General features: G+C 61.3%; 20 protein-coding genes. 13 read left to right on the forward strand and 7 right to left on the reverse strand.

The window, feature by feature from the left end; all coding sequences use genetic code 11:
• Positions 1-29 precede the first annotated feature (29 nt).
• From ACM6I7_RS09180 to ACM6I7_RS09190, 3 genes are all read left to right on the forward strand, one after another.
• Positions 30-911 (forward strand): ABC transporter permease subunit, encoded by an 882-nt coding sequence (locus ACM6I7_RS09180; protein ID WP_171061872.1) that lies wholly within the window; start codon positions 30-32, stop codon positions 909-911.
• Positions 908-1,780 (forward strand): ABC transporter permease subunit, encoded by an 873-nt coding sequence (locus ACM6I7_RS09185; protein WP_282413481.1) that lies wholly within the window; start codon positions 908-910, stop codon positions 1,778-1,780. Before ACM6I7_RS09180 ends, ACM6I7_RS09185 begins: the two co-directional genes overlap by 4 nt.
• A gap of 222 nt (positions 1,781-2,002) precedes the next feature.
• Positions 2,003-3,100, forward strand: a complete 1,098-nt coding sequence (locus ACM6I7_RS09190; protein WP_139054667.1) for a polyamine ABC transporter substrate-binding protein — start codon at positions 2,003-2,005, stop codon at positions 3,098-3,100.
• Between the two features lie 242 nt (positions 3,101-3,342).
• Here ACM6I7_RS09190 and thpR read toward each other — a convergent pair whose 3' ends face one another.
• Complete coding sequence (gene thpR, locus ACM6I7_RS09195) at positions 3,343-3,882, reverse strand: RNA 2',3'-cyclic phosphodiesterase (protein WP_414888411.1); 540 nt, start codon at positions 3,880-3,882, stop codon at positions 3,343-3,345.
• A gap of 105 nt (positions 3,883-3,987) precedes the next feature.
• Here thpR and ACM6I7_RS09200 point away from each other — a divergent pair, with 105 nt between their 5' ends.
• The gene (locus ACM6I7_RS09200) at positions 3,988-4,182 is read left to right on the forward strand and encodes a hypothetical protein (RefSeq protein WP_041073468.1); all 195 of its coding nucleotides are present in this window, start codon (positions 3,988-3,990) and stop codon (positions 4,180-4,182) included.
• A 251-nt stretch (positions 4,183-4,433) separates the two neighbouring features.
• Here ACM6I7_RS09200 and ACM6I7_RS09205 read toward each other — a convergent pair whose 3' ends face one another.
• Positions 4,434-4,787, reverse strand: a complete 354-nt coding sequence (locus tag ACM6I7_RS09205; protein WP_414888412.1) for a DUF1428 domain-containing protein — start codon at positions 4,785-4,787, stop codon at positions 4,434-4,436.
• Positions 4,788-4,789: 2 nt separating this feature from the next.
• Positions 4,790-5,869 (reverse strand): hypothetical protein, encoded by a 1,080-nt coding sequence (locus tag ACM6I7_RS09210; RefSeq protein WP_414888413.1) that lies wholly within the window; start codon positions 5,867-5,869, stop codon positions 4,790-4,792.
• 267 nt (positions 5,870-6,136) lie between these two features.
• Between ACM6I7_RS09210 and ACM6I7_RS09215 the strand changes: the two genes are divergently transcribed.
• A complete protein-coding gene (locus ACM6I7_RS09215; RefSeq protein WP_003226119.1) occupies positions 6,137-6,409 on the forward strand; it encodes a hypothetical protein in 273 nt (90 codons plus the stop codon).
• A gap of 45 nt (positions 6,410-6,454) precedes the next feature.
• Here the strand turns inward: ACM6I7_RS09215 and ACM6I7_RS09220 are convergent, their stop codons facing one another.
• Entirely contained in the window at positions 6,455-6,661 is a 207-nt protein-coding gene (locus ACM6I7_RS09220; RefSeq protein WP_183780693.1) for a hypothetical protein, read from the reverse strand.
• A 242-nt stretch (positions 6,662-6,903) separates the two neighbouring features.
• Between ACM6I7_RS09220 and ACM6I7_RS09225 the strand changes: the two genes are divergently transcribed.
• From ACM6I7_RS09225 to paoC, 4 genes are all read left to right on the forward strand, one after another.
• The gene (locus tag ACM6I7_RS09225) at positions 6,904-8,658 is read left to right on the forward strand and encodes an L-lactate permease (RefSeq protein ID WP_414888539.1); all 1,755 of its coding nucleotides are present in this window, start codon (positions 6,904-6,906) and stop codon (positions 8,656-8,658) included.
• A gap of 279 nt (positions 8,659-8,937) precedes the next feature.
• On the forward strand, positions 8,938-9,561 hold the full coding sequence (gene paoA / locus ACM6I7_RS09230) for an aldehyde dehydrogenase iron-sulfur subunit PaoA (RefSeq protein WP_097088855.1): 624 nt from the start codon (positions 8,938-8,940) through the stop codon (positions 9,559-9,561).
• Positions 9,558-10,514, forward strand: a complete 957-nt coding sequence (locus ACM6I7_RS09235; protein ID WP_123588337.1) for an FAD binding domain-containing protein — start codon at positions 9,558-9,560, stop codon at positions 10,512-10,514. Before paoA ends, ACM6I7_RS09235 begins: the two co-directional genes overlap by 4 nt.
• Complete coding sequence (gene paoC, locus ACM6I7_RS09240; RefSeq protein WP_414888414.1) at positions 10,511-12,706, forward strand: aldehyde oxidoreductase molybdenum-binding subunit PaoC; 2,196 nt, start codon at positions 10,511-10,513, stop codon at positions 12,704-12,706. Before ACM6I7_RS09235 ends, paoC begins: the two co-directional genes overlap by 4 nt.
• A 94-nt stretch (positions 12,707-12,800) precedes the next feature.
• Here paoC and ACM6I7_RS09245 read toward each other — a convergent pair whose 3' ends face one another.
• The gene (locus tag ACM6I7_RS09245) at positions 12,801-13,217 is read right to left on the reverse strand and encodes a cupin domain-containing protein (protein ID WP_414888415.1); all 417 of its coding nucleotides are present in this window, start codon (positions 13,215-13,217) and stop codon (positions 12,801-12,803) included.
• A gap of 199 nt (positions 13,218-13,416) precedes the next feature.
• Here ACM6I7_RS09245 and ACM6I7_RS09250 point away from each other — a divergent pair, with 199 nt between their 5' ends.
• The gene (locus ACM6I7_RS09250; RefSeq protein WP_414888416.1) at positions 13,417-14,310 is read left to right on the forward strand and encodes a LysR family transcriptional regulator; all 894 of its coding nucleotides are present in this window, start codon (positions 13,417-13,419) and stop codon (positions 14,308-14,310) included.
• Between the two features lie 4 nt (positions 14,311-14,314).
• On the opposite strand, the gene ACM6I7_RS09255 is transcribed toward ACM6I7_RS09250, so the two are convergent.
• The gene (locus ACM6I7_RS09255; protein WP_414888417.1) at positions 14,315-15,274 is read right to left on the reverse strand and encodes an aldo/keto reductase; all 960 of its coding nucleotides are present in this window, start codon (positions 15,272-15,274) and stop codon (positions 14,315-14,317) included.
• A gap of 112 nt (positions 15,275-15,386) precedes the next feature.
• Here ACM6I7_RS09255 and ACM6I7_RS09260 point away from each other — a divergent pair, with 112 nt between their 5' ends.
• The 3 genes from ACM6I7_RS09260 to ACM6I7_RS09270 all read left to right on the forward strand — a co-directional run bounded on the left by ACM6I7_RS09260 (position 15,387) and on the right by ACM6I7_RS09270 (position 18,326).
• Complete coding sequence (locus ACM6I7_RS09260) at positions 15,387-16,160, forward strand: alpha/beta hydrolase (protein WP_027611672.1); 774 nt, start codon at positions 15,387-15,389, stop codon at positions 16,158-16,160.
• Between the two features lie 264 nt (positions 16,161-16,424).
• Positions 16,425-17,291: a CAP domain-containing protein gene (locus ACM6I7_RS09265; RefSeq protein WP_414888418.1), complete on the forward strand. Its 867-nt coding sequence runs from the start codon at positions 16,425-16,427 to the stop codon at positions 17,289-17,291.
• Positions 17,292-17,894: 603 nt separating this feature from the next.
• Entirely contained in the window at positions 17,895-18,326 is a 432-nt protein-coding gene (locus ACM6I7_RS09270; RefSeq protein ID WP_414888419.1) for a nuclear transport factor 2 family protein, read from the forward strand.
• Between the two features lie 69 nt (positions 18,327-18,395).
• Here the strand turns inward: ACM6I7_RS09270 and mqo are convergent, their stop codons facing one another.
• Complete coding sequence (gene mqo / locus ACM6I7_RS09275; protein WP_027611669.1) at positions 18,396-20,042, reverse strand: malate dehydrogenase (quinone); 1,647 nt, start codon at positions 20,040-20,042, stop codon at positions 18,396-18,398.
• Positions 20,043-20,341 lie beyond the last annotated feature (299 nt).

Consider the following 20,341-nt stretch of genomic DNA (forward strand, 5'->3'; position numbering starts at 1 on the left):
GAACCTTCAATCAGCAATTCCTGCGCCTGGTGCCCAGCGGGCGAAAGTTCGTCATCGGCATCCCGTTCATCTGGCTGTTCCTGTTCTTCATGCTGCCGTTTTTCCTGGTGATGAAGATCAGCTTCTCGGAAGCCGCGCTGTCGATCCCGCCGTACTCGGAGATCTACACCTACGCCGAACAGAAATTCCAGCTGATGCTCAACATCGGCAACTACACCATGCTCGGCGAAGACGAGCTGTACCTGTCGGCCTACCTCGGTTCGCTGAAGGTCGCGGCACTGAGCACACTGATGTGCCTGGTGATCGGTTTCCCGATGGCCTACGCGATCACCAAAGCGAGCAAGGAAGCGCAAAACGTCCTGCTGCTGTTGATCATGATGCCGACCTGGACCGCGATCCTGATCCGTGTTTACGCGTGGATGGGCATCCTCAGCAACAACGGTCTGCTCAACGCGTTTCTGATGTGGACCGGGCTCACCGATCACCCGATCGAGATCCTCAACACCAACACCGCGGTGTATATCGGCGTGGTGTATGCGTACCTGCCATTCATGGTGCTACCGCTGTACGCCAACCTGGTGAAGCACGATGGCAGCCTGCTGGAAGCCGCGTCGGATCTGGGTTCGAGCAACTTCAACAACTTCTGGAAAATCACCGTGCCGCTGGCCAAGAACGGCATCATCGCCGGCTGCATGCTGGTGTTCATTCCAGTGGTCGGCGAGTTCGTGATTCCGGAACTGCTGGGTGGCCCGGAGACGCTGATGATCGGTCGCGTGCTGTGGCAAGAGTTCTTCAATAACCGCGACTGGCCGGTGGCGTCTGCGCTGGCGGTGGTGATGCTGTTGATCCTGATTGTGCCGATTCTGCTGTTCAACCGCAGCCAGGCCAAAGAGATGGAGGCACGGGGATGAAACGCTTCGGTTTTTCCAAGTTCATGTTGATCTTCGGCTTGATGTTCATCTATCTGCCGATGCTGATTCTGGTGATCTACTCGTTCAACGCCTCAAAACTGGTGACGGTGTGGGGCGGCTGGTCGGTGAAGTGGTACGTCGGCCTGCTCGACAACACGCAACTGATGGGCTCGGTGGTGCGCTCGCTGGAAATCGCCTGCTACACCGCGATTGCCGCGGTGGCGTTGGGCACCCTCGCCGCCTTCGTGCTGACTCGGGTCACGCGCTTCAAGGGTCGCACGCTGTTTGGCGGTCTGGTGACGGCGCCACTGGTGATGCCTGAGGTGATCACCGGTCTGTCGCTGTTGCTGCTGTTCGTGGCGATGGCGCAGTTGATCGGCTGGCCGCAGGAGCGTGGCATCGTTACGATCTGGATCGCCCACACCACGTTTTGTGCCGCCTATGTGGCGGTGGTAGTCTCCGCCCGCCTGCGGGAGCTGGATCTGTCGATCGAAGAAGCCGCGATGGATCTGGGGGCCAAGCCGTTCAAGGTGTTTTTCCTGATCACCATTCCAATGATCGCGCCGTCGCTGGCAGCGGGCGGCATGATGTCGTTCGCCCTGTCGCTGGACGACCTGGTGCTGGCGAGCTTCGTCTCCGGCCCGGGTTCGACCACGCTGCCGATGGAAGTGTTCTCGGCAGTACGTCTGGGCGTGAAGCCTGAGATCAACGCCGTGGCCAGCCTAATTCTGCTCGCGGTGTCGCTGGTGACCTTCCTGGTCTGGTACTTCGGCCGCAAGGCAGAAGCCAACCGCAAGCGTGCGATTCAGGAAGCGATGGATCAGACCGCGAACGAGGCGTGGCAGCCTCAGCGCGCAGCCACCGCCTAAGCAACACCGATGAACACTGTGGTGAGGGGATTCATCCCCGATCGGCTGCGAAGCAGTCGCCAAACCATTGCATGCGGTGTCCCTGTTACACCGCAAGTGCCTGGCTTGGGGCCGCTTCGCGACCCATCGGGGATAAATCCCCTCACCACAGCAAGCTCCCTCGCCACAGGTTTTACGTACACCCGGTTTGTGTTTTTGAATAAAAAAAATGGAGTTTCACCGATGAAAATGTTTGGCAGGACTCTGCTGACACTGTCCTTAATGGGCGCAATCGCCACGGGCGTCCAGGCCAACGACAAGGTGCTGCGTGTTTACAACTGGTCCGATTACATCGCGCCGGACACCGTCAAGAAGTTCGAAGACGAGACCGGCATCCAGGTGACCTACGACGTGTTCGACAGCAACGAGACCCTCGAGGCGCGTTTGCTGGCGGGCAAATCCGGTTACGACATCGTCGTGCCGTCCAACAGTTTCCTGGCCAAGCAAATCAAGGCCGGGGTCTATCAGCCACTCGACAAATCGAAACTGTCGAACTGGAAGAATCTCAACCCGGTGCTGCTGAAAAACGCCTCCGCCAGTGATCCGGACAACGCTCACGCGTTCCCGTACATGTGGGGCTCGATCGGCATCGGTTTCAACCCGGATAAGGTCAAGGAAGTGCTCGGCGCCAAGGCCCCGACCAACTCTTGGGACTTGCTGTTCAAGCCGGAAAACGCCGAGAAGCTGAAAGCCTGCGGCATCAGCTTCCTCGACTCGCCGACCGAAATGATCCCGGCCGCCCTGCACTATCTGGGCTACCCGGTGAACGACAAGGACAAGGCGCACATTCTCGAAGCCGAAGCGCTGTTCATGAAGATCCGCCCATACGTGGCGTACTTCCATTCCTCGAAGTACATCTCGGACCTGGCCAACGGCAATATCTGCGTGGCGGTCGGTTACTCCGGTGACGTGCTGCAGGCCAAGGCCCGCGCGGTGGAAGCCGGCAACAAAGTGCAGATCGACTACAGCATTCCGAAGGAAGGTGCCGGCAGCTTCTACGACATGGTCGCCATCCCGCGCGATGCGGCGAACGTCGAGAACGCCTACTTGTTCATGAACTTCCTGATGCGCCCGGACATCATCGCCGAGATCACCAACAGCAACGGCTACAGCAACGCCAACTCGGCGGCGACGCCACTGGTGGACGAAGCGATCCGCAACGACCCGGGTTCGTATCCGTCGCAGGCGGTGATGGCGACGTTGTATGCGGTGCCGGATCAGCCGATTGCCACGCAGCGGATCATGACCCGCGGCTGGACCCGGGTGAAGCTCGGTAAATAATTCACTGCAAATCAAAAAATGTGGGGGCGAGCCTGCTCGCGAAAGCGGTGGTTCAGTTAACCAAAATGCTGAATGTGCCGACGCCTTCGCGAGCAGGCTCGCTCCCACAGGGTCTGTGTCTGACTTTCGATTTCCCGTTCACGCAGCGCCTTACCACCGCTGCACCCTGCAATGAACGGCCTCACCTGGCTCCCTCGGCTCAGGTGAATTTCAGGCGCTCTCGGGCGCCTTTTTTTCTGCGCTCAATTCAGTGGCCAATCCTGCAGAATCCGGTAGCGGCCCTTGTGCGATTCGAACAAGGCAAAGCGCTCGGCGCGCAGGAAGAATTCCGGCGGCGTGGTGGATTCCGGCTCTTCTGCCCGATAGTCCCGAGCCAGGGTCAGGTGCGGGCGAAACTCGCGTGGCGATTCTTCGAAGCCGAACGGCAACATCGCCTGTTCCAGCGCATACACCAGACGCAACAGCGCCGGCGGCGCCTGCTCCGGCGCCAGCGACAGAATGCCGGCCCGATGCCAGACCTGCAGACGATCCAGCGCAATCCGTAACGGTTCACCCGGCGTGCGCACCTTGCCGGCGGCCTCGCACACTTCATTGATCTGCGCCAGCGGTACGGCACCGAGAAACAGCAGCGTCAGGTGAAAGTTATCCGCCGGCACCGCTTTGCCGGTGCGCAACCCCAGCTCGCCGCGCCACTGAGCGATGGCCTTACGCTGCGCCGGTGGGCAGTCGAGGGCAAAAAACAGTCGCTTGAACGGTTCATCCCTGCGCGCATCATCGATCATGGGCCAACTCCTTCGCTCGTCGATCAGCCGATTCTACACAGGCTTCTCTGACGACTGGCGACGCCCGGCTATAGTTCAAGGATTGCCATCGAACCGGAGGTCACCATGCGCGAGATCCTCAGCAAAGAACCGTGGTGGGCCCGACCACCCAGCCCAGGGCAGGATGAAACCGAGCTGGAATGGGGCTGGCTGGTGCATTACAGCGAAGGTGAACCGCGTTTCGAATTCGTTCGCGAACGGCCCACGGAAGAGGAAATCCGCCACCGCAAAAGCTGTCGGATCACCCCCTCTCCAGAGTGATCACCCTCCCATGTGGGAGCGAGCCTGCTCGCGAAAGCGTCCGCACATTCAGCCTCACATTGCCTGACACGCCGCTTTCGCGAGCAGGCTCGCTCCCACACTGGATTTGTGGCGTGCCCATGATCGCCGCCATCCGCAAAACCCTGTGGGAGCGTGGCTTGCCCGCGAAGAGGCCGGCACATTTTGCAAACCCGCTGACTGACACACCGTCATCGCGAGCAGGCTCACTCCTACACGGAATCTGGTGAGTTTCAGGCTTCAAGAATGTTCTTGAAGCCCCCAAAGATCATCCGCTGCCCATCAAACCCCATTGGGTTGACGTCCGGTTGCATGCGCGGGTCTTCCATCATTTTCGCCATGCCGGCATCGCGGGTGGCTTTGTCGGGCCAGATCAGCCAGCCGGACGACACCGTCTCGTCGTCCTTGAGTTTTACCGCCATCGGGAATGACGTGACTTTGCCTTCCGGCACGTCATCGCCCCAGCACTGAACCACCTCCTTCGCTCCGTATTCCTTGAACAGTTTCGCGGCAATCTCACAGTGTTTTTTGTACTGTTCACGATTGGCATTCGGCACGGGTGCTACAAAAATATCGATGTAAGCCATGATCACTCTCCTTGCACGTTGGGTTCGATCTGCCGGGTAGTCGATTGCGGCGGCTGCCATTCGACACGATTCACGCCCTGCCCGACCGACGGTTGTTCGCCCCCGCCAAGGCTGCCCTCGACCTGCCCGGCGATATGCAGGGTTCCGGCCATGACCCCGGTGGTCGGGTTCTGCAGCAGTTTCGCCCAGGCCTTGTCGAACGTGCTGCCCAGGCTGCTGCGAATCAGCGCTTCGCTGTCGGGCCGGTCGTTGGCCTGGATGATCGCGCGGATGCCCGCCACGCCGATCGAGATCACCCCGCCGACCAACTTGCCCGCCGCAGCCGCCACGGCACTGGCCGCTCCGCGCGGAGCCATTTCCGCCTCCATCCGCTGGCTGGCGCGCTTGGCCACGGGGGCCATGCCGGCGTCGGTCGAAGCGATGCCCTTGCTGCCGCCTTCGGTGTGGATCTTGTCGATCAACGCGGCATACGCCGGCAAGGTGTTCAGCGGCTCGGTGCTGATTATTTGATACAGCGACGCATCCCGCGCCGGCGGCGGGCCGAGGGCAATCGCCGGGACCTTCTGCAGACGCCCGTTGAGCTGGGCCACCGGCACACCGTAACGCTGGGCGATGAGCGGCATCTGCCGGGCCATCAGTTGCGCGTAGAACGCCGTGGCCTGACCGAGGATCGCGTCCGGATCGATCTCCACCGCCACCGGTTCCAGCACCCTTTCCTGATATTGCTCAAGCAGATAGCTCGCCAGGCGCTTGGCCGAAGCGTCCTGTTCGCCGCCGGCACTGATGGTGTACCAACTGACCTTCATCGACAGCCATTCCTGAGTCCAGTAGCTGCTGAACCACGGTATGAAATTTTCTTCAGTTTGCTGATAGACGCGAGTGCGCCAATGTTCCATCGAACCCCGGGCAAATACTTTGACTTGCTCGGTGGATTGCTGCGAGGCGCTGACGATGTCGCGATCGATCTGCTGCCAGGTCGCCGGCGATACCACCACCGCTCGCGGCGCCACCGGGGCCCGCGCCGAGGAGGCGCAGCCAGCCAGCAGACACAGTGCGGCGAGGCTCAGCGCACGCAGGTTCACGGTGGTGGAGTCCTTGAATGGAGGAAAACAGATTTGAGTATAGGTGCGGGTATTGGGCCATTTGTCGGTTATGGCCAGGCTGGCCCCATCGCGAGCAGGCTCGCTCCTACAGGGGAACGCATTTCAAGGTGGGAGCAAGCTCACTCCTACTGGGGAGAACATCAACCATCAACGCCGTCGATATTCACCATCGCCACGTTTGCCTTCCGCCCGCCGCCCGGCGAGGGCACGATTGACCCATCCGAGACGCAACGAGGAGTACCCATCATGATTCGCACCATCACCCTCTCCGTGAGCTTCCCGGTGTTCGGCAGCAACTACTACGACCAGCAGGTCGTCTCGCGCAAGACTCAAGCGCTGCTGTTCAACGAAGATTTCGACGATGTGCTGATGCCCGCCGCGAGCAATCATTTCAGCAATGAAGTGGTCGGCATCAACGATCAGTTCCGCTTTCTGAGCGACATACTCGCCACCCATTTGCTGGATCTCGAGGCCACCGCGCCTGCGCATTCCAGCGTCCGGGCGAGCGCTCATTTTTAATCGCCGAGGGCGTTCCCGTCGCGGGAACGCCCTTTTGATTTCTACTCAGTCATCGTCGCGATCACGATCGTAACGACGCCCGTCGCGACGACCATCGTCGCGGTCATCCCAACGCCGGTCATGGTCGTAATAGCGACCGTGATCACGGTCGTAATGTCGTCCGTGGCGATGATCATCATCAAAGTCCGCCACACAGCCAGCCAGCAAAACAGCAGCGGATATCGTCAACAGCAAGGTTGTTGCACGCTTCATTCAAAACTTCCCTAACACCAAGGTCTTGACCACGGAACGGCTGTCTCTGCCCGCGCCTTCAGGACGCAGTGCGCGCAGCCGCTGATACGACCGGACAAAAGGACTTTGATTCACTGCCCGACCACGACCGTTGATCGGCCCGCCGCCAGCATCCGGGCAGCGGCGAAATGCCACCTATACTGCTGCTTAGCGACTCCCACGCAACGGATCTGCGCCTCGATAACAACAAGCAGAGGTGGATCATGGTCTGGCAGCAAATCTACGACCCGTTCGGCAACCCGTTGATCTCCACGCTCATGGCTGCAGTGCCGGTGGTGGTGATGCTCGCGGCGCTGGCGTTCTTTCACGTCAAGGCGCATCTGGCCGCCCTGTTGGCGTTGGCGTCGGCCCTGCTCATCTCGATCTTCGCCTTCGGTATGCCGGCGAGCATGGCCGGCTCAGCCGCGCTGTTCGGCGCGGCCAATGGCTTGCTGCCGATCGGCTGGATCGTGCTCAACATCATCTTTCTGCACCGCCTGACCACCGAGAACGGCTCGTTCAAAGTGCTGCAGGATTCTCTGGCGCGAATCACCGATGACCGGCGTTTGCAGTTGCTGCTGATCGCCTTCTGCTTCGGCGCGTTTTTCGAAGGCGCGGCCGGGTTCGGCACGCCGGTGGCGGTGACCGGGGCGATTCTGATCGGCCTCGGTTTTTCGCCGTTGGCCGCCTCGGGGCTGGCGCTGATTGCCAACACCGCACCGGTGGCGTTCGGCGCCCTCGGCACGCCGATCATCACCCTGGCCAAGGTCACCGGGCTGGACGAGATGGAGCTTTCGATGATGGTCGGTCGACAGCTGCCGTTTTTCTCGGTGCTGGTGCCGTTCTGGCTGATCTGGGCGTTTGCCGGGTGGCGCAAGATGCTGGAGATCTGGCCGGCGATTCTGGTGGCCGGGGTCAGCTTCGCGGTGCCGCAATTCCTCGTGTCGAACTACCACGGGCCGATGCTGGTGGACGTGATCGCCGCGCTGATTTCCATGGCCTGCCTGACCCTGTTTCTGCGGGTCTGGAAACCGGCGACGGTGTACACCTCGGCCGCCCTGTCCGGGCGGGTCGACAACTCCCGGGTCGAGGAAGAAAAAGTCACCGCCAGCGCCGCCTTCAGCGATCAGGCGCGCCCGGCGGTGATACGTGCGTGGATGCCGTGGATCATCCTCACCGTATTCGTGTTCGCCTGGGGCACCCAGGGCTTCAAGAACATCTTCGACGTGCGCCCGGCGCTGGATCCGATAACCCATTCGGTCAAACTCGATGCGCAAGGCAAACCGATGAATGAGGCCAATCCGATTTTCTCGCCAGCGCTGACCTTCACCACCCTGCACCTGCAAGTGCAGAAAGTCCCGCCGGTGGTGCCGGCGCCGAAAGCCGAGGAAGCGATCTACAAGTTCACCTGGTTCACTGCCACCGGCAGCGGCATCCTGCTGGCGGCGATTGTCGGCGGGCTGCTGATGGGCTATTCGATCCCGCAACTGATCAAGCAATACCTGCGCACGTTGTGGGTGGTGCGCTTTTCGCTGATCACCATTGCCGCGATGCTGGCGCTAGGATTTCTCACGCGTTATTCCGGACTGGACGCCACCATGGGTCTGGCGTTTGCCGCGACGGGGGTGTTCTACCCGATGTTCGGCACCCTGCTCGGCTGGCTCGGCGTCGCGTTGACCGGTTCGGACACGGCCTCGAACGTGCTGTTCGGCGGACTGCAACGGGTGACCTCGGAACAGCTGGGCATCAGCCCGGTGCTGATGGCCGCAGCCAATAGCTCCGGCGGGGTGATGGGCAAAATGGTCGATGCGCAATCGATCGTGGTCGCCTCCACTGCCACCCGCTGGTATGGGCACGAGGGCGAGATTCTGCGCTACGTGTTCTTCCACTCGATCGTGCTGGCCATCCTGGTGGGCGGGCTGGTGACATTGCAGGCGTATGTGGCGCCGTTTACGAACATGGTGGTTGGCGGGCATTGATCACAAACTCTGTGGGAGCGGGCTTGCCCGCGATGGCGGTGTGTCATTTAAGCGAAAGGCTGACTGACACGACCTCATCGCTGGCAAGCCAGCTCCCACAAGGTTAAGCATTGCCCAGCCAATTGATGAGCCATGCGCATAACTCTATAGCGTAAATCCGCAAAAACCTTTTCCCCTCCGCGCATGTCATTCCAAGAACGAGACCGGTAAACATGCCGGCGCGCCCGTTTGGGCCCTTCAATCCCTGCCGTCCTGATTAAGCCAGAGAGGAATCGAAGCATGACGATTTCCCGACGAAGATTCCTGATCCTCGGCGCGGTGACCGCCACCGCGTTTGCAATGCCCCCCTTCATTAGCCTCAAGGCCTACGCGGCCAGTCTGGAGCAACCCGCCATGGCCAAACTGACGATCAACGTCAACGGTAAACCCCAAGCCCTTGAGGTGGACAACCGCACCACCCTGCTCGACGCCCTGCGCGAGCACCTGCACCTGACCGGCAGCAAAAAAGGCTGCGACCACGGCCAGTGCGGTGCCTGCACCGTCATCGCCGACGGCCGCCGGATCAACTCCTGCCTGACGCTTGCGGTGATGCATGAAGGCAGCGAGATCACCACCATCGAAGGCCTGGGCATGCCCGACAACCTGCACCCGATGCAGGCCGCGTTCATCAAGCATGACGGCTACCAGTGCGGCTATTGCACGCCGGGGCAGATCTGTTCGGCGGTGGCGGTGCTCAAGGAAATCCGCGAGGGCATTCCCAGCCACGTCAGCCCGAGCCTGACCGAAGCGCCGCAACTGATCGCCAGCGAATTCCAGGAACGCATGAGCGGCAACATCTGCCGCTGCGGCGCCTACTCGAACATCATCGAAGCCATCACTGAAGTCGCGCAGGTGCCAGCATGAGAGCGTTCAATTACAGCCGCGCCGACTCCCCCGCCGCAGCCGCAACGCTGGCGGCGCAGGTCGAAGGCGCGAAGTTCATCGCCGGTGGCACCAACCTGCTGGACCTGATGAAACTCGACATCGAAACCCCGTTGCACCTGATCGACGTCAACCACCTGGGTCTCGATCAAATCGAAGCTACACCTGAAGGCGGATTGCGCATCGGCGCGCTGGTGCGCAACACCGATCTGGCCGCCGACAGCCGCGTGCGCAAGGACTACGCGCTGCTCTCCCGCGCCCTGCTCGCCGGCGCTTCCGGTCAGTTGCGCAACATGGCGAGTACTGCCGGCAACCTGCTGCAACGCACCCGCTGCCCGTACTTCTATGACGTCAATCAGGCCTGCAACAAACGCCAGCCCGGCAGCGGCTGCGCGGCGATTGGCGGGGTCAGTCGGCAACTGGGGCTGATCGGCGTCAGTGACGCCTGCATCGCCACCCACCCCAGCGACATGGCAATTGCCATGCGCGCCCTCGATGCACAGGTTGAAACGGTGAAACCGGACGGCAGCACCCGCAGCATCGCCATCGCCGATTTCCATCAACTGCCAGGCAATACGCCGAATATCGAAACCAGCCTCACGCCCGGCGAGTTCATCACGTCGGTAACCCTGCCGGCCCCGGTTGGCGGCACGCACATTTATCACAAGGTGCGCGATCGTTCGTCGTACGCTTTCGCGCTGGTATCGGTCGGTCTGATCCTGCAAAAGGACGGCAGTGGCCGCGTGGCAGTCGGCGGTATTGCGCCGAAACCGTGGCGGGTCGAAGACGCCGACGCGTTGCTGCCCAAAGGCGCAAAAGCCGTCAGCGAACGCTTGCTCGACGGTGCCACGCCAACCCACGACAACCAATTCAAACTGACCCTGGTCGAGCGCACGCTCGGCTCGGTGTTGGCGCAAGCGAGGGATGAAGCATGAAGTTCGACACGCCCGCCACCACCAACCCGATTGACCAGCTCAAGGTCGTCGGCAAACCCACCGACCGCATCGAAGGCCCGCTGAAAACCAGTGGCCAAGCGCCCTACGCTTACGAGCAACATCAGGCCGTGGCGAATCAGGCTTACGGTTTCATGGTCGGCTCGGCCATCGCCAAGGGCCGCATCAGCCACATCGATCTCGACGCTGCACAAGCCGCGCCCGGCGTGCTGGCCATCGTCACCGCCGCCAATGCCGGCAAGCTTGGCAAAGGCCAATACAACGCGGCACCGCTGCTCGCCGGGCCCGAGGTGCAGCACTATCACCAGGCCGTGGCGCTGGTGGTCGCCGAGACCTTCGAACAGGCTCGCGCTGCGGCGCAATTGGTCAAGGTCGATTACGTCGCGGCCAAAGGCGAGTTCGAACTGGCCAAAGTGCTTGACCAAGGCGTCGAAGACGACGAGTTGCCCGACGTCACCCACGGCGATTTCGACAAGGCCTTCGCCGCCGCGCCGGTGCAGTTCGACCAGACCTACACCACTCCCGATCAGTCCCACGCGATGATGGAACCGCACGCGACCCTGGTCGCGTGGAAAGGTGATCATCTGACCTTGTGGACCTCCAACCAGATGATCGCCTGGAGCGTCGGCGACGTCGCCACGACCCTTGGCCTGCCCAAGGAAAACGTGCGCCTGATCTCGCCGTACATTGGCGGCGGCTTCGGCGGCAAACTGTTCATTCGTGCCGACGCGATCCTCGCCGCCCTCGGTGCGCGCCTGGCCAATCGCCCGGTGAAAGTCGCCCTCGCCCGCCCGCAAATGGCCAACAACACCACCCACCGCCCGGCCACGATCCAGCGCATTCGGATGGGCGCCACGGCGGACGGCAAGCTCAGCGCCATCGCTCACGAAGGCTGGTCGGGCAACCTCAAGGACGGCAAGGTCGAAGTCGCCGCGCAGCCGAGCCAGTTGCTTTATGCCGGGGAAAACCGCCGGGTGACCATGCGCCGGGCGCCGCTGGATCTGCCCGAAGGCAATTCCATGCGCGCGCCGGGTGAAGCGCCGGGGCTGATGGCGCTGGAAATCGCCATGGATGAAATGGCCGAGCAGCTCAAGCTCGATCCGGTGCAGTTCCGCATCCTCAACGACACGCAGGTTGATCCGGTAAAAACCGAACGTCCGTTCTCCCAGCGACGGCTGATCGAATGCCTGCAGACCGGGGCCGAGAAATTCGGCTGGAACCAGCGCAACGCCACACCCGGCAGCCGTCGCGAAGGCCGCTGGCTGATCGGCATGGGCGTCGCCGCCGCGTTTCGCAACAACCTGCTGCTGAAGTCCGGCGCCCGGGTGCGGCTGGAGCGCGACGGCAAGGTCACGGTGGAAACCGACATGACCGACATCGGCACCGGCAGCTACACCATCATCGCCCAGACCGCGGCCGAGATGATGGGCGTGGACCTGGCGGACGTCAGCGTGCATCTGGGGGATTCGACCTTCCCGGTGTCGTCCGGCTCCGGTGGCCAGTTCGGCGGCAACTGCTCGACTGCCGGGGTGTATGCCGCGTGCATGAAATTGCGTGACGCGGTGGTGACGAAGCTGGGCATGAGCGGCAGCGACGTCGAGTTTGCTGACGGTCAGGTGCGCGCCGGCGGCAAGACCCTGCCGCTGCGTGATGCGGCAAAAGATGGCGTGGTCGAGGCCGAGGACAGCATCGAATTCGCCGACCTCGCCAAGCAGTATCAGCAATCGACTTTCGGCGCGCATTTCGTGGAGGTTGCGGTGGATGCAGCGACCGGCGAAGTCCGCGTGCGGCGCATGCTGGCGGTGTGCGCAGCAGGTCGGATTCTCAACCCGAAAGCTGCGCGCAGCCAAGTGATCGGCGCGATGACCATGGGCGTCGGCGCCGCATTGATGGAAGAGCTGGCGGTGGACAAACGGCTGGGCTTTTTCGTCAATCATGACCTGGCCGGATACGAGGTGCCGGTGCATGCCGACATCCCGCATCAGGAGGTGATTTTCCTCGATGAGACCGATCCGATTTCATCGCCGATGAAAGCCAAGGGTGTGGGGGAACTGGGGATTTGCGGCGTGAGTGCGGCGGTGGCAAATGCGATCTACAACGCCACCGGGGCGCGGGTGCGCGAGTATCCGATCACGCTGGACAAGATCCTCTCTTCCTTGCCAGAGATGATCTGACTCCCTGTAGGAGCTGCCGCAGGCTGCGATCTTTTGATCTGTTTTTTGAAGATCAAGATCAAAAGATCGCAGCCTGCGGCAGCTCCTACAGAGATCAGTTCGGGTACTGTGCCGCACTCACCTGCTCCATCCACTCCACCACTTCACCTTCCAGCACCTCGGCAATCGCAATGTGCGTCATCGCCGTGGTCGGCGCGGCGCCATGCCAGTGCTTCACCTGCGGCGCAATCCACACCGCATCGCCAGGGCTGATCTGCCGAACCGGCTGACCCCACTCCTGCACAAAACCTGAACCGGCGGTGACGATCAGCGTCTGACCCAACGGATGGGTATGCCACGCGGTGCGTGCGCCCGGCTCGAAGGTCACTGTGGCGCCGCTGACGCGCGCGGCGTCGCTGCCTTTGAACGGTGCATCGACCCGCACAGTGCCGGTGAACCAGTCTGCCGGGCCTTGGGCCGAGGCTTGTGAGCCATTCGGGGTGACAGTGACGCCTGAGATATGTGCATTCATCACAAGACTCCAAATCTGCAAGAAACCTCTCCTGTAGGAGCTGCCGCAGGCTGCGATCTTTTGATCTTGATCCTGAAAAATACAAATCAAAAGATCGCAGCCTGCGGCAGCTCCTACAGGGAACTTGCGTCACTTTAGCGAGCCGTACTCTTTAGATAATCGACTAGAATTCGAAAAAACTTATGCAGGACACTCATCAATGCTTCGAGAAAACGCCAGTGACCTGCTCGCCTTCCTTGCCGTGGCCCGCGAGCGCAGCTTCACAAAAGCCGCAGCCAAACTCGGCGTTTCGCAATCGGCGCTCAGCCATACCATTCGCGCCCTTGAAGCGCGTCTGGGCCTGCGCCTGCTGACCCGCACCACGCGCAGCGTCTCACCGACCGAGGCCGGCGAACATTTACTGCAGACCGTCGGCCCGCGTTTCGAAGAGATCGAACAGGAACTGGCGGCCCTGAGCAACCTGCGCGAAACCCCGGCCGGCCGGATCCGCATCAGTGCCACCGACCATTCGCTGAACTGGCTGTTGCGACCGGTGCTCAAGGAATTCCTGCCCCAATACCCGGACATCGCCGTCGAGGTGATCTGCGATTACGGTTTCGTCGACATCGCCGGACAAGGCTTCGACGCCGGCATTCGGCTGGGCGAAGACGTGGCCCAAGGCATGATCGCCACCCGCATCGGCCCCGACATGCGCATGGCGGTGGTCGGCTCGCCGGCCTATTTCGCCAACCGTACACACCCGCAAACGCCAAGAGACTTGACTGACCACGCCTGCAACAACTTGCGCCTGCCCACCAACGGCGGGCTGTACACCTGGGAGTTCGAAAAGGGTGACGAAAGCCTCAAGGTACGAGTGTCCGGGCAAGTCACGCTGAATGGCGTCTACCCGCTACTCGACGCCGCAGTCGACGGTTTCGGCCTCAGCTACATTCCGGAAAATATCGTCGCGCCGCATCTGGCCGACGGGCGTCTGGTGCAAGTGCTGGCAGACTGGTGCCCGACGTTTGCCGGTTACCACCTGTACTACCCGAGCCGACGGCAGGCGGCGCCGGCGTTCGCGTTGTTGGTGGAGGCGTTACGGTATCGCGGTTGACCGCCTACCCCAGCAGCGCAATCAACTGGTGCCGCTGCGCATCGGTGAGCATCGGCCCGAACCCGGCACCAGCGTTGTCGGCCATATAGCGCGGATTGCCGGTGCCGGGAATCACACAGGTCACCGCCGGGTGCGACAGCAGGAACTTCAACGCCAGTTGCGGCCAGCTGTCGACCTGCACGTCCGAGACCCAGGCCGGCAACGGCTTGACCTTGAGACGGGCGAGCAACCCGCCGCCGCCAAAAGGCCGATTGCAGATCACCGCCACCCCGCGTTCACGGCACAGCGGCAGAATGCGTTTCTCCACGCCACGGTCATCGAGGGCGTAGTTGATTTGCAAAAAATCCAGTTGTTCGGCCTTGAGCACTGCTTCGACTTCATCGTAGGCCGACGGCGTGTAATGGGTGATGCCGATGTAGCGAATGCGCCCCTGTTCTTTCCATTCGCGCAGGATTGGCAGATGGCTCTGCCAGTCCAGCAGATTGTGGATCTGCATCAGGTCGATGCGTTCGGTGCGCAGCAGACGGAAGGATTCCTCCATCTGCGCGATACCTTCCTTGCGCCCTCGGGTCCAGACCTTTGTCGCCAGAAACGCGGGTGAACGCGGTTCGTGAATCGATAGCAGCTCGCCAGTAGTTTGCTCGGCGCGGCCATACATCGGCGAGCTGTCGATCAACGTGCCACCCTTTTTGAACAGCTCGTCGAGCACTGCTGACAATAGCTTATAAGCCGGATCGCCGGGGGCAACGTCAAAGCCGCGATAAGTGCCCACGCCCACTATGGGCAACAGCTCGGAGCTGGAAGGGATGGCGCGGGTCTGCATGGTCTGGTCTCCTGCCTGGCTCGGCGAAGTGGCAGTCGGCGTGATGGCAGTGGCCAACGCCCGGTCAAAGGTCAGGACCGCCGAAACCCCGGCAGCCAGCGTGAGCAAGCGGCGACGGGAGCAACCCTCAGTGTGGCTCATGCGGGTTCCCCTGCTGCGTGAATCTGTTGCACGTTGTGTGCGACGACGGCCAGCCGGATTCGCTGGACTACACTGCGACTGCGAACACCCGCGCCCCGTTAAAGTTAGTCGAATGTCCAGAAAACTGATGTCACTCGTCGCCTTGCTCATCGCCCTCTACCTGTTGCTGTGCGGGGCGCTGTTCATTTTTCAGCGCTCGCTGATCTATTTCCCCCAGCCTGACAACGCCGTGACTACGGAAGATTCGCGGCTGAAACTGGCGATGCCGGAGGCCGATGTGTGGGTGACCACGCGCGCGCATGCCGGGCCAAAAGCGCTGATCTACTTTGGCGGCAATGCCGAAGATGTGTCGCGCAATCTGCCGTCGTTCAGCGAGGCTTTTCCCGACTACGCGGTGTTTTTGCTGAACTACCGGGGCTTCGGTGGCAGCGGCGGCTCACCTTCGGAAGAAGCGATTGCCGAAGATGCGCTGGCGCTGTTTGATCAGGTGTACGCCAGCCATCCGCAGATTGCCGTGATCGGCCGCAGCCTGGGATCGGGGGTGGCGGTGCGGCTGGCGAGTCAGCGTCCGGCGACCAGATTGATTCTGGTGACGCCGTACAACAGCCTCGAAGAAATTGCCGTCCGCCAATACCCGTGGTTTCCGGTCAAATGGTTGCTCAAGGATCGCTTCGAGTCGGGCCGCTATGCCGCGCACATTCGCGTGCCGACGTTGCTGTTGGCGGCCAGCGATGACGAAGTGATTCCACGGGACAGTACGCAGCGGTTGCTGGCGCACTTCCCCAAAGGCGTGGCGACGCTGCGGGTGGTGCCGGATTCGGGGCACAACTCGATTTCCGAGCAGGCGCAATACCTGCAGTGGATGCAGGAAGTGCTTGATCGCTGATAGCCGATTATTGCGTTGGCTGAACTGGCCCCTTCGCGAGCAGGCTCGCTCCCACCTTGATAATGCAATCCCCTGTGGGAGCGGGCTTGCTCGCGAAGGCGCCAGTGCGAACAACACAAAATCCAAGGATCGCCCTCCCCTTCATCACCCACCAAAAAAGCCAGATGGCCAGCATGAACCAAGTGCAAAAAGCCCAGTCCTAGTGGCGCCGTATTCCGCGGCTGCCCACTTCAGCACTGTCTTTTTCCCTGAGTCTGCCGTCCCATGCGCCATGTCGTTCGCTCATCACGCTTCGTTTCGCTGTGCCTGCTGATCCTTGCCCCACTGTTCACCGAGACCTCCCACGCCAGCGAAGAGCGGCAACTGGTGGCCGCGATCAACGACTACCGCGCCCATCCGCAACGCTGCGACCGCCGCCCGGCCCAGCGCCTGGCGCCACTGTCGCTGAAATCGAATCTGGCGCTGCCGATCGGCTATGGCTACGGCGGTGGCTTGCGCGAGAGATTGAAATCTTCGGGGTATTCGGCGGTGGCGGTACGCAGTATCCGCATCATTGGGGCCGGGGATGCCGAGGAAGCCTTCGAACAGCTGCAAGACAGCCACTGCAGCGCACTGCTCGACGATCAGTACGCCGACATCGGCGTCAGCCGCTCCCGTGGTGAATGGCAAGTGGTGCTGGCGCAACCGGTGCTCGACAGTCGTGTCGGCGACAACCGCAGCGTCGGCAAGGCCTTGCTTGCGCAGGTCAACGCCGCCCGGGCGCGACCACGGATGTGCGGGCGCCAACGCTTCGCCGCCGCCCGCCCCCTGAGCTGGAACGCCGCGCTGGGCGCCGCCGCACAAGGCCACAGCAAAGCCATGGCCTACGGCAACTATTTCGCCCACCGCGACCCGGACGGCGACCTGCCGGCAGATCGCGCCCGGGCGGCGGGTTATCGGGGACGGCAGATAGGCGAAAACATCGCCGCCGGCCAGAGTTCACCGGGCAAGGCGATGGCCGGATGGCTGGCCAGCCCCGGCCATTGCGCCAACCTGATGAACCCGATGTTCACCCAGGTCGGTGCCGGATTCGCCAGTGAGGCGCGCAGTGATGAAGGGGTTTACTGGACGATGGTGTTCGGCGCGCCTTGATTCGCTTGAGAGCTTTTCAGTGACGCTACTGGCCCCTTCGCGAGCAAGCCCGCTCCCACACTGGATCTGTGTTGTTCACAAATCCATGTGGAAGCGGGCTTGCTCGCGAAGAGGCTGGTACAGACACCTCAATCGCTTGCGCCGCCTCCCGGTTCGGTCCAGTTCGGTGTGATGCGAGAAGTTACAGCGCAGTAGAAACAGTTGCGCCCTTCGACAAAAAGGGCGCTGGAGTCTGGTGTAAAACGACCGGGGTTCAGACCGGAGAAATCGTCGCAAGCATTCCGATCAGAATGGTCAACGTCAGAAACCCACCGAGGAAAATCGCCATCTTGTTCATGCTGCTCTCCTTAATGTTGAGCTTGCGGTGCACCGGGCGCTTCGGGATGAAGGGCTGCCGCGGGTGACCGAATTGCCGGGCTATTCTGAGCGCCTGACTGAGCCGGTTACAGAGGCAGATCCAACAGAAAAATACGGATCAGATGCCCATCTGATCCGCTCCGGACATGATCTGGTATTCAGATTGGCACACAACGGTTCGTGATCCGCCGCTTTGAACTAGAGTGATTGCCGTCGCGCGCAGAACAACAATTCCAGGAGTGGTCAATGTCCGAACTGAACCTGCAACCCAACGCCGCCGAATCCCTAAAGCACTGGCACGAGATGATCCGCACCGGCAACCTCAAGGCCTTGCCCGAACTGCTCGATGCCAATGCCGTGTTCCGCTCGCCCATGGCCCACTCGCCTTACCCCGGCACGCCAGTGGTGACGATGATCCTCAACACCGTGTTCGACGTGTTTGAAGATTTCAAATATCACCGCGAACTGGTGACTGCCGATGGCTTGAATGTGGTTTTGGAGTTCAGCGCCAAGGTCGGGACCAAGGAGTTGAAGGGGATCGACATGATTCGCTTTGATGAGAGCGGGAAGATTGTCGAGTTCGAGGTGATGGTGCGGCCGTTGAGCGGTTTGCAGGCCCTCGGCGAAGAGATGGGACGGCGGCTTGGTGCGTATCTGGCAAGCGCGAAACCCAAGTAGGATCAGGCGCCACAAAAAAGCCCACTGACCGTTCCCGGTTCAGTGGGCTTTTGTGCATCAGGCGTCTAGTTACAGCGCCATGTCACGTGCAGCATTTTCCTTCGGTGCTTCAGCTTTTTCAGCTGCAGGTGCAGCCGGGGCAGCAGCCTGACCGATCACCGGTGGAGTTGGCAGTTCGAGGATCTTGGCGGTGTACGCCCACTCTTGTGCCACTTTGGCCGGATCGCTGTTCAGCTGAGTGCCGTAGCTTGGAACGATCTGGTGCAGCTTGGCCTGCCACTCAGGGGTGGCGACTTTGTCTTTGAAGACTTTCTGCAGCACGCTCAGCATGATCGGTGCAGCGGTCGACGCGCCTGGCGATGCGCCCAGCAGGCCGGCGATGGAGCCGTCTTGTGCAGCAACGATTTCGGTGCCCAGTTTCAGCACGCCGCCAGCGGCTTCATCACGCTTGATGATTTGCACGCGCTGGCCGGCTTGCCACAGGCGCCAGTCTTCGGCTTTGGCGTTCGGGAAGTATTCCTTCAGCGCGTTCAGACGGTCTTCATCCGACAGCATCAGTTGACCGGCCAGGTACTCGACCAGCGGGTATTCCTTGATGCCGACCTTGGTCATTGGCCAGATGTTGTGGGTGGTGGTGCTGGTCAGCAGGTCCAGGTACGAGCCTTCTTTGAGGAACTTGGTGCTGAAGGTCGCGAATGGGCCAAACAGGATGACGCGCTTGCCGTCCAGAACACGGGTGTCCAGGTGCGGAACCGACATCGGCGGTGCGCCAACCGAAGCTTTACCGTAGGCCTTGGCCAGGTGCTGCTCGGCGATGGCCGGGTTATCGGTCACCAGGAACGAGCCGCCGACCGGGAAGCCAGCGTATTCCTTGGCTTCAGGAATGCCCGACTTCTGCAGCAGGTGCAGAGCGCCGCCACCAGCGCCGATGAACACGAACTTGGCGTCGGTTTCGGTCTTGGTGCCGTCTTTCAGGTTTTTGTAGCTGACGCGCCAGGTGCCGTCGGCGTTCTTGGTGATGTCTTCGACTTCACTCGACAGCTTCAGGTCGAAGTTAGGCTTGGTCTGCAGGTAACCGGCGAACTGGCGGGTGATTTCGCCGAAGTTCATGTCGGTACCCAGCGGGCTCCAGGTGGCCGCGATTTTCTGGTTCGGGTCACGCCCTTCCATCATCAGCGGGACCCACTTCTTGATCACAGCCGGGTCTTCGGAGTACTGCATGCCGGCGAACAGCGGGCTCGCTTGCAGGGCTTCGTAGCGCTTTTTCAGGAACTTGATGTTGTCATCGCCCCACACGAAGCTCATGTGCGGCGTGGTGTTGATGAACGAGCGAGGGTTCTTCAGAACGCCTTGCTGAACCTGCCAGGCCCAGAACTGACGGGACACCTGGAACGCTTCGTTGATCTCGACCGCTTTCGGGATCGTCACGTTGCCTTTGTCGTCTTCCGGGGTGTAGTTCAGCTCAGCCAGGGCGGAGTGACCGGTACCGGCGTTGTTCCAGCCGTTGGAGCTTTCCAGGGCGACGCCGTCGAGGCGCTCGACCATTTCCATCGACCAGCTTGGCTCCAGCTCATTGATCCACACACCCAGGGTGGTGCTCATGATGCCGCCGCCGATCAGCAGAACGTCGACTTTCTTTGCTTCTGCAGCATTGGCGGACGACATCCCCATCGCCAAAGCCAGCCCGAGCAAGGCTGTGTTCACTTTCTTAAACATCCGTTGCACCTATGATAAAACGCCTTCCGCCCGCCGCTGTTATCTGTATGCGATCCGCTTTGATGACGCTCAGGCTCGCGTCGCAGATTCCGGCACACTTCAATTTTGACGGGTGGGCACACAAGGCCGACGTACCGCATCGACCTCAGTTAATGTCCCTTCTGAACTGACTTCTTATCATTATTGGCTTCAGCTACTTGAGCGACAGGGATTCCGTCAGCCCGCCCCAAAGGCAGGCAAACCGAATAAGGTCAAACCAAGTTGGCGCGAAGAATATCACGTCAGGGCAAACCCGCGCG

The sequence above is a fragment of the Pseudomonas sp. IT-93MI4 genome, from assembly GCF_949767635.1.
GTDB lineage: Bacteria > Pseudomonadota > Gammaproteobacteria > Pseudomonadales > Pseudomonadaceae > Aquipseudomonas > Aquipseudomonas putida_A.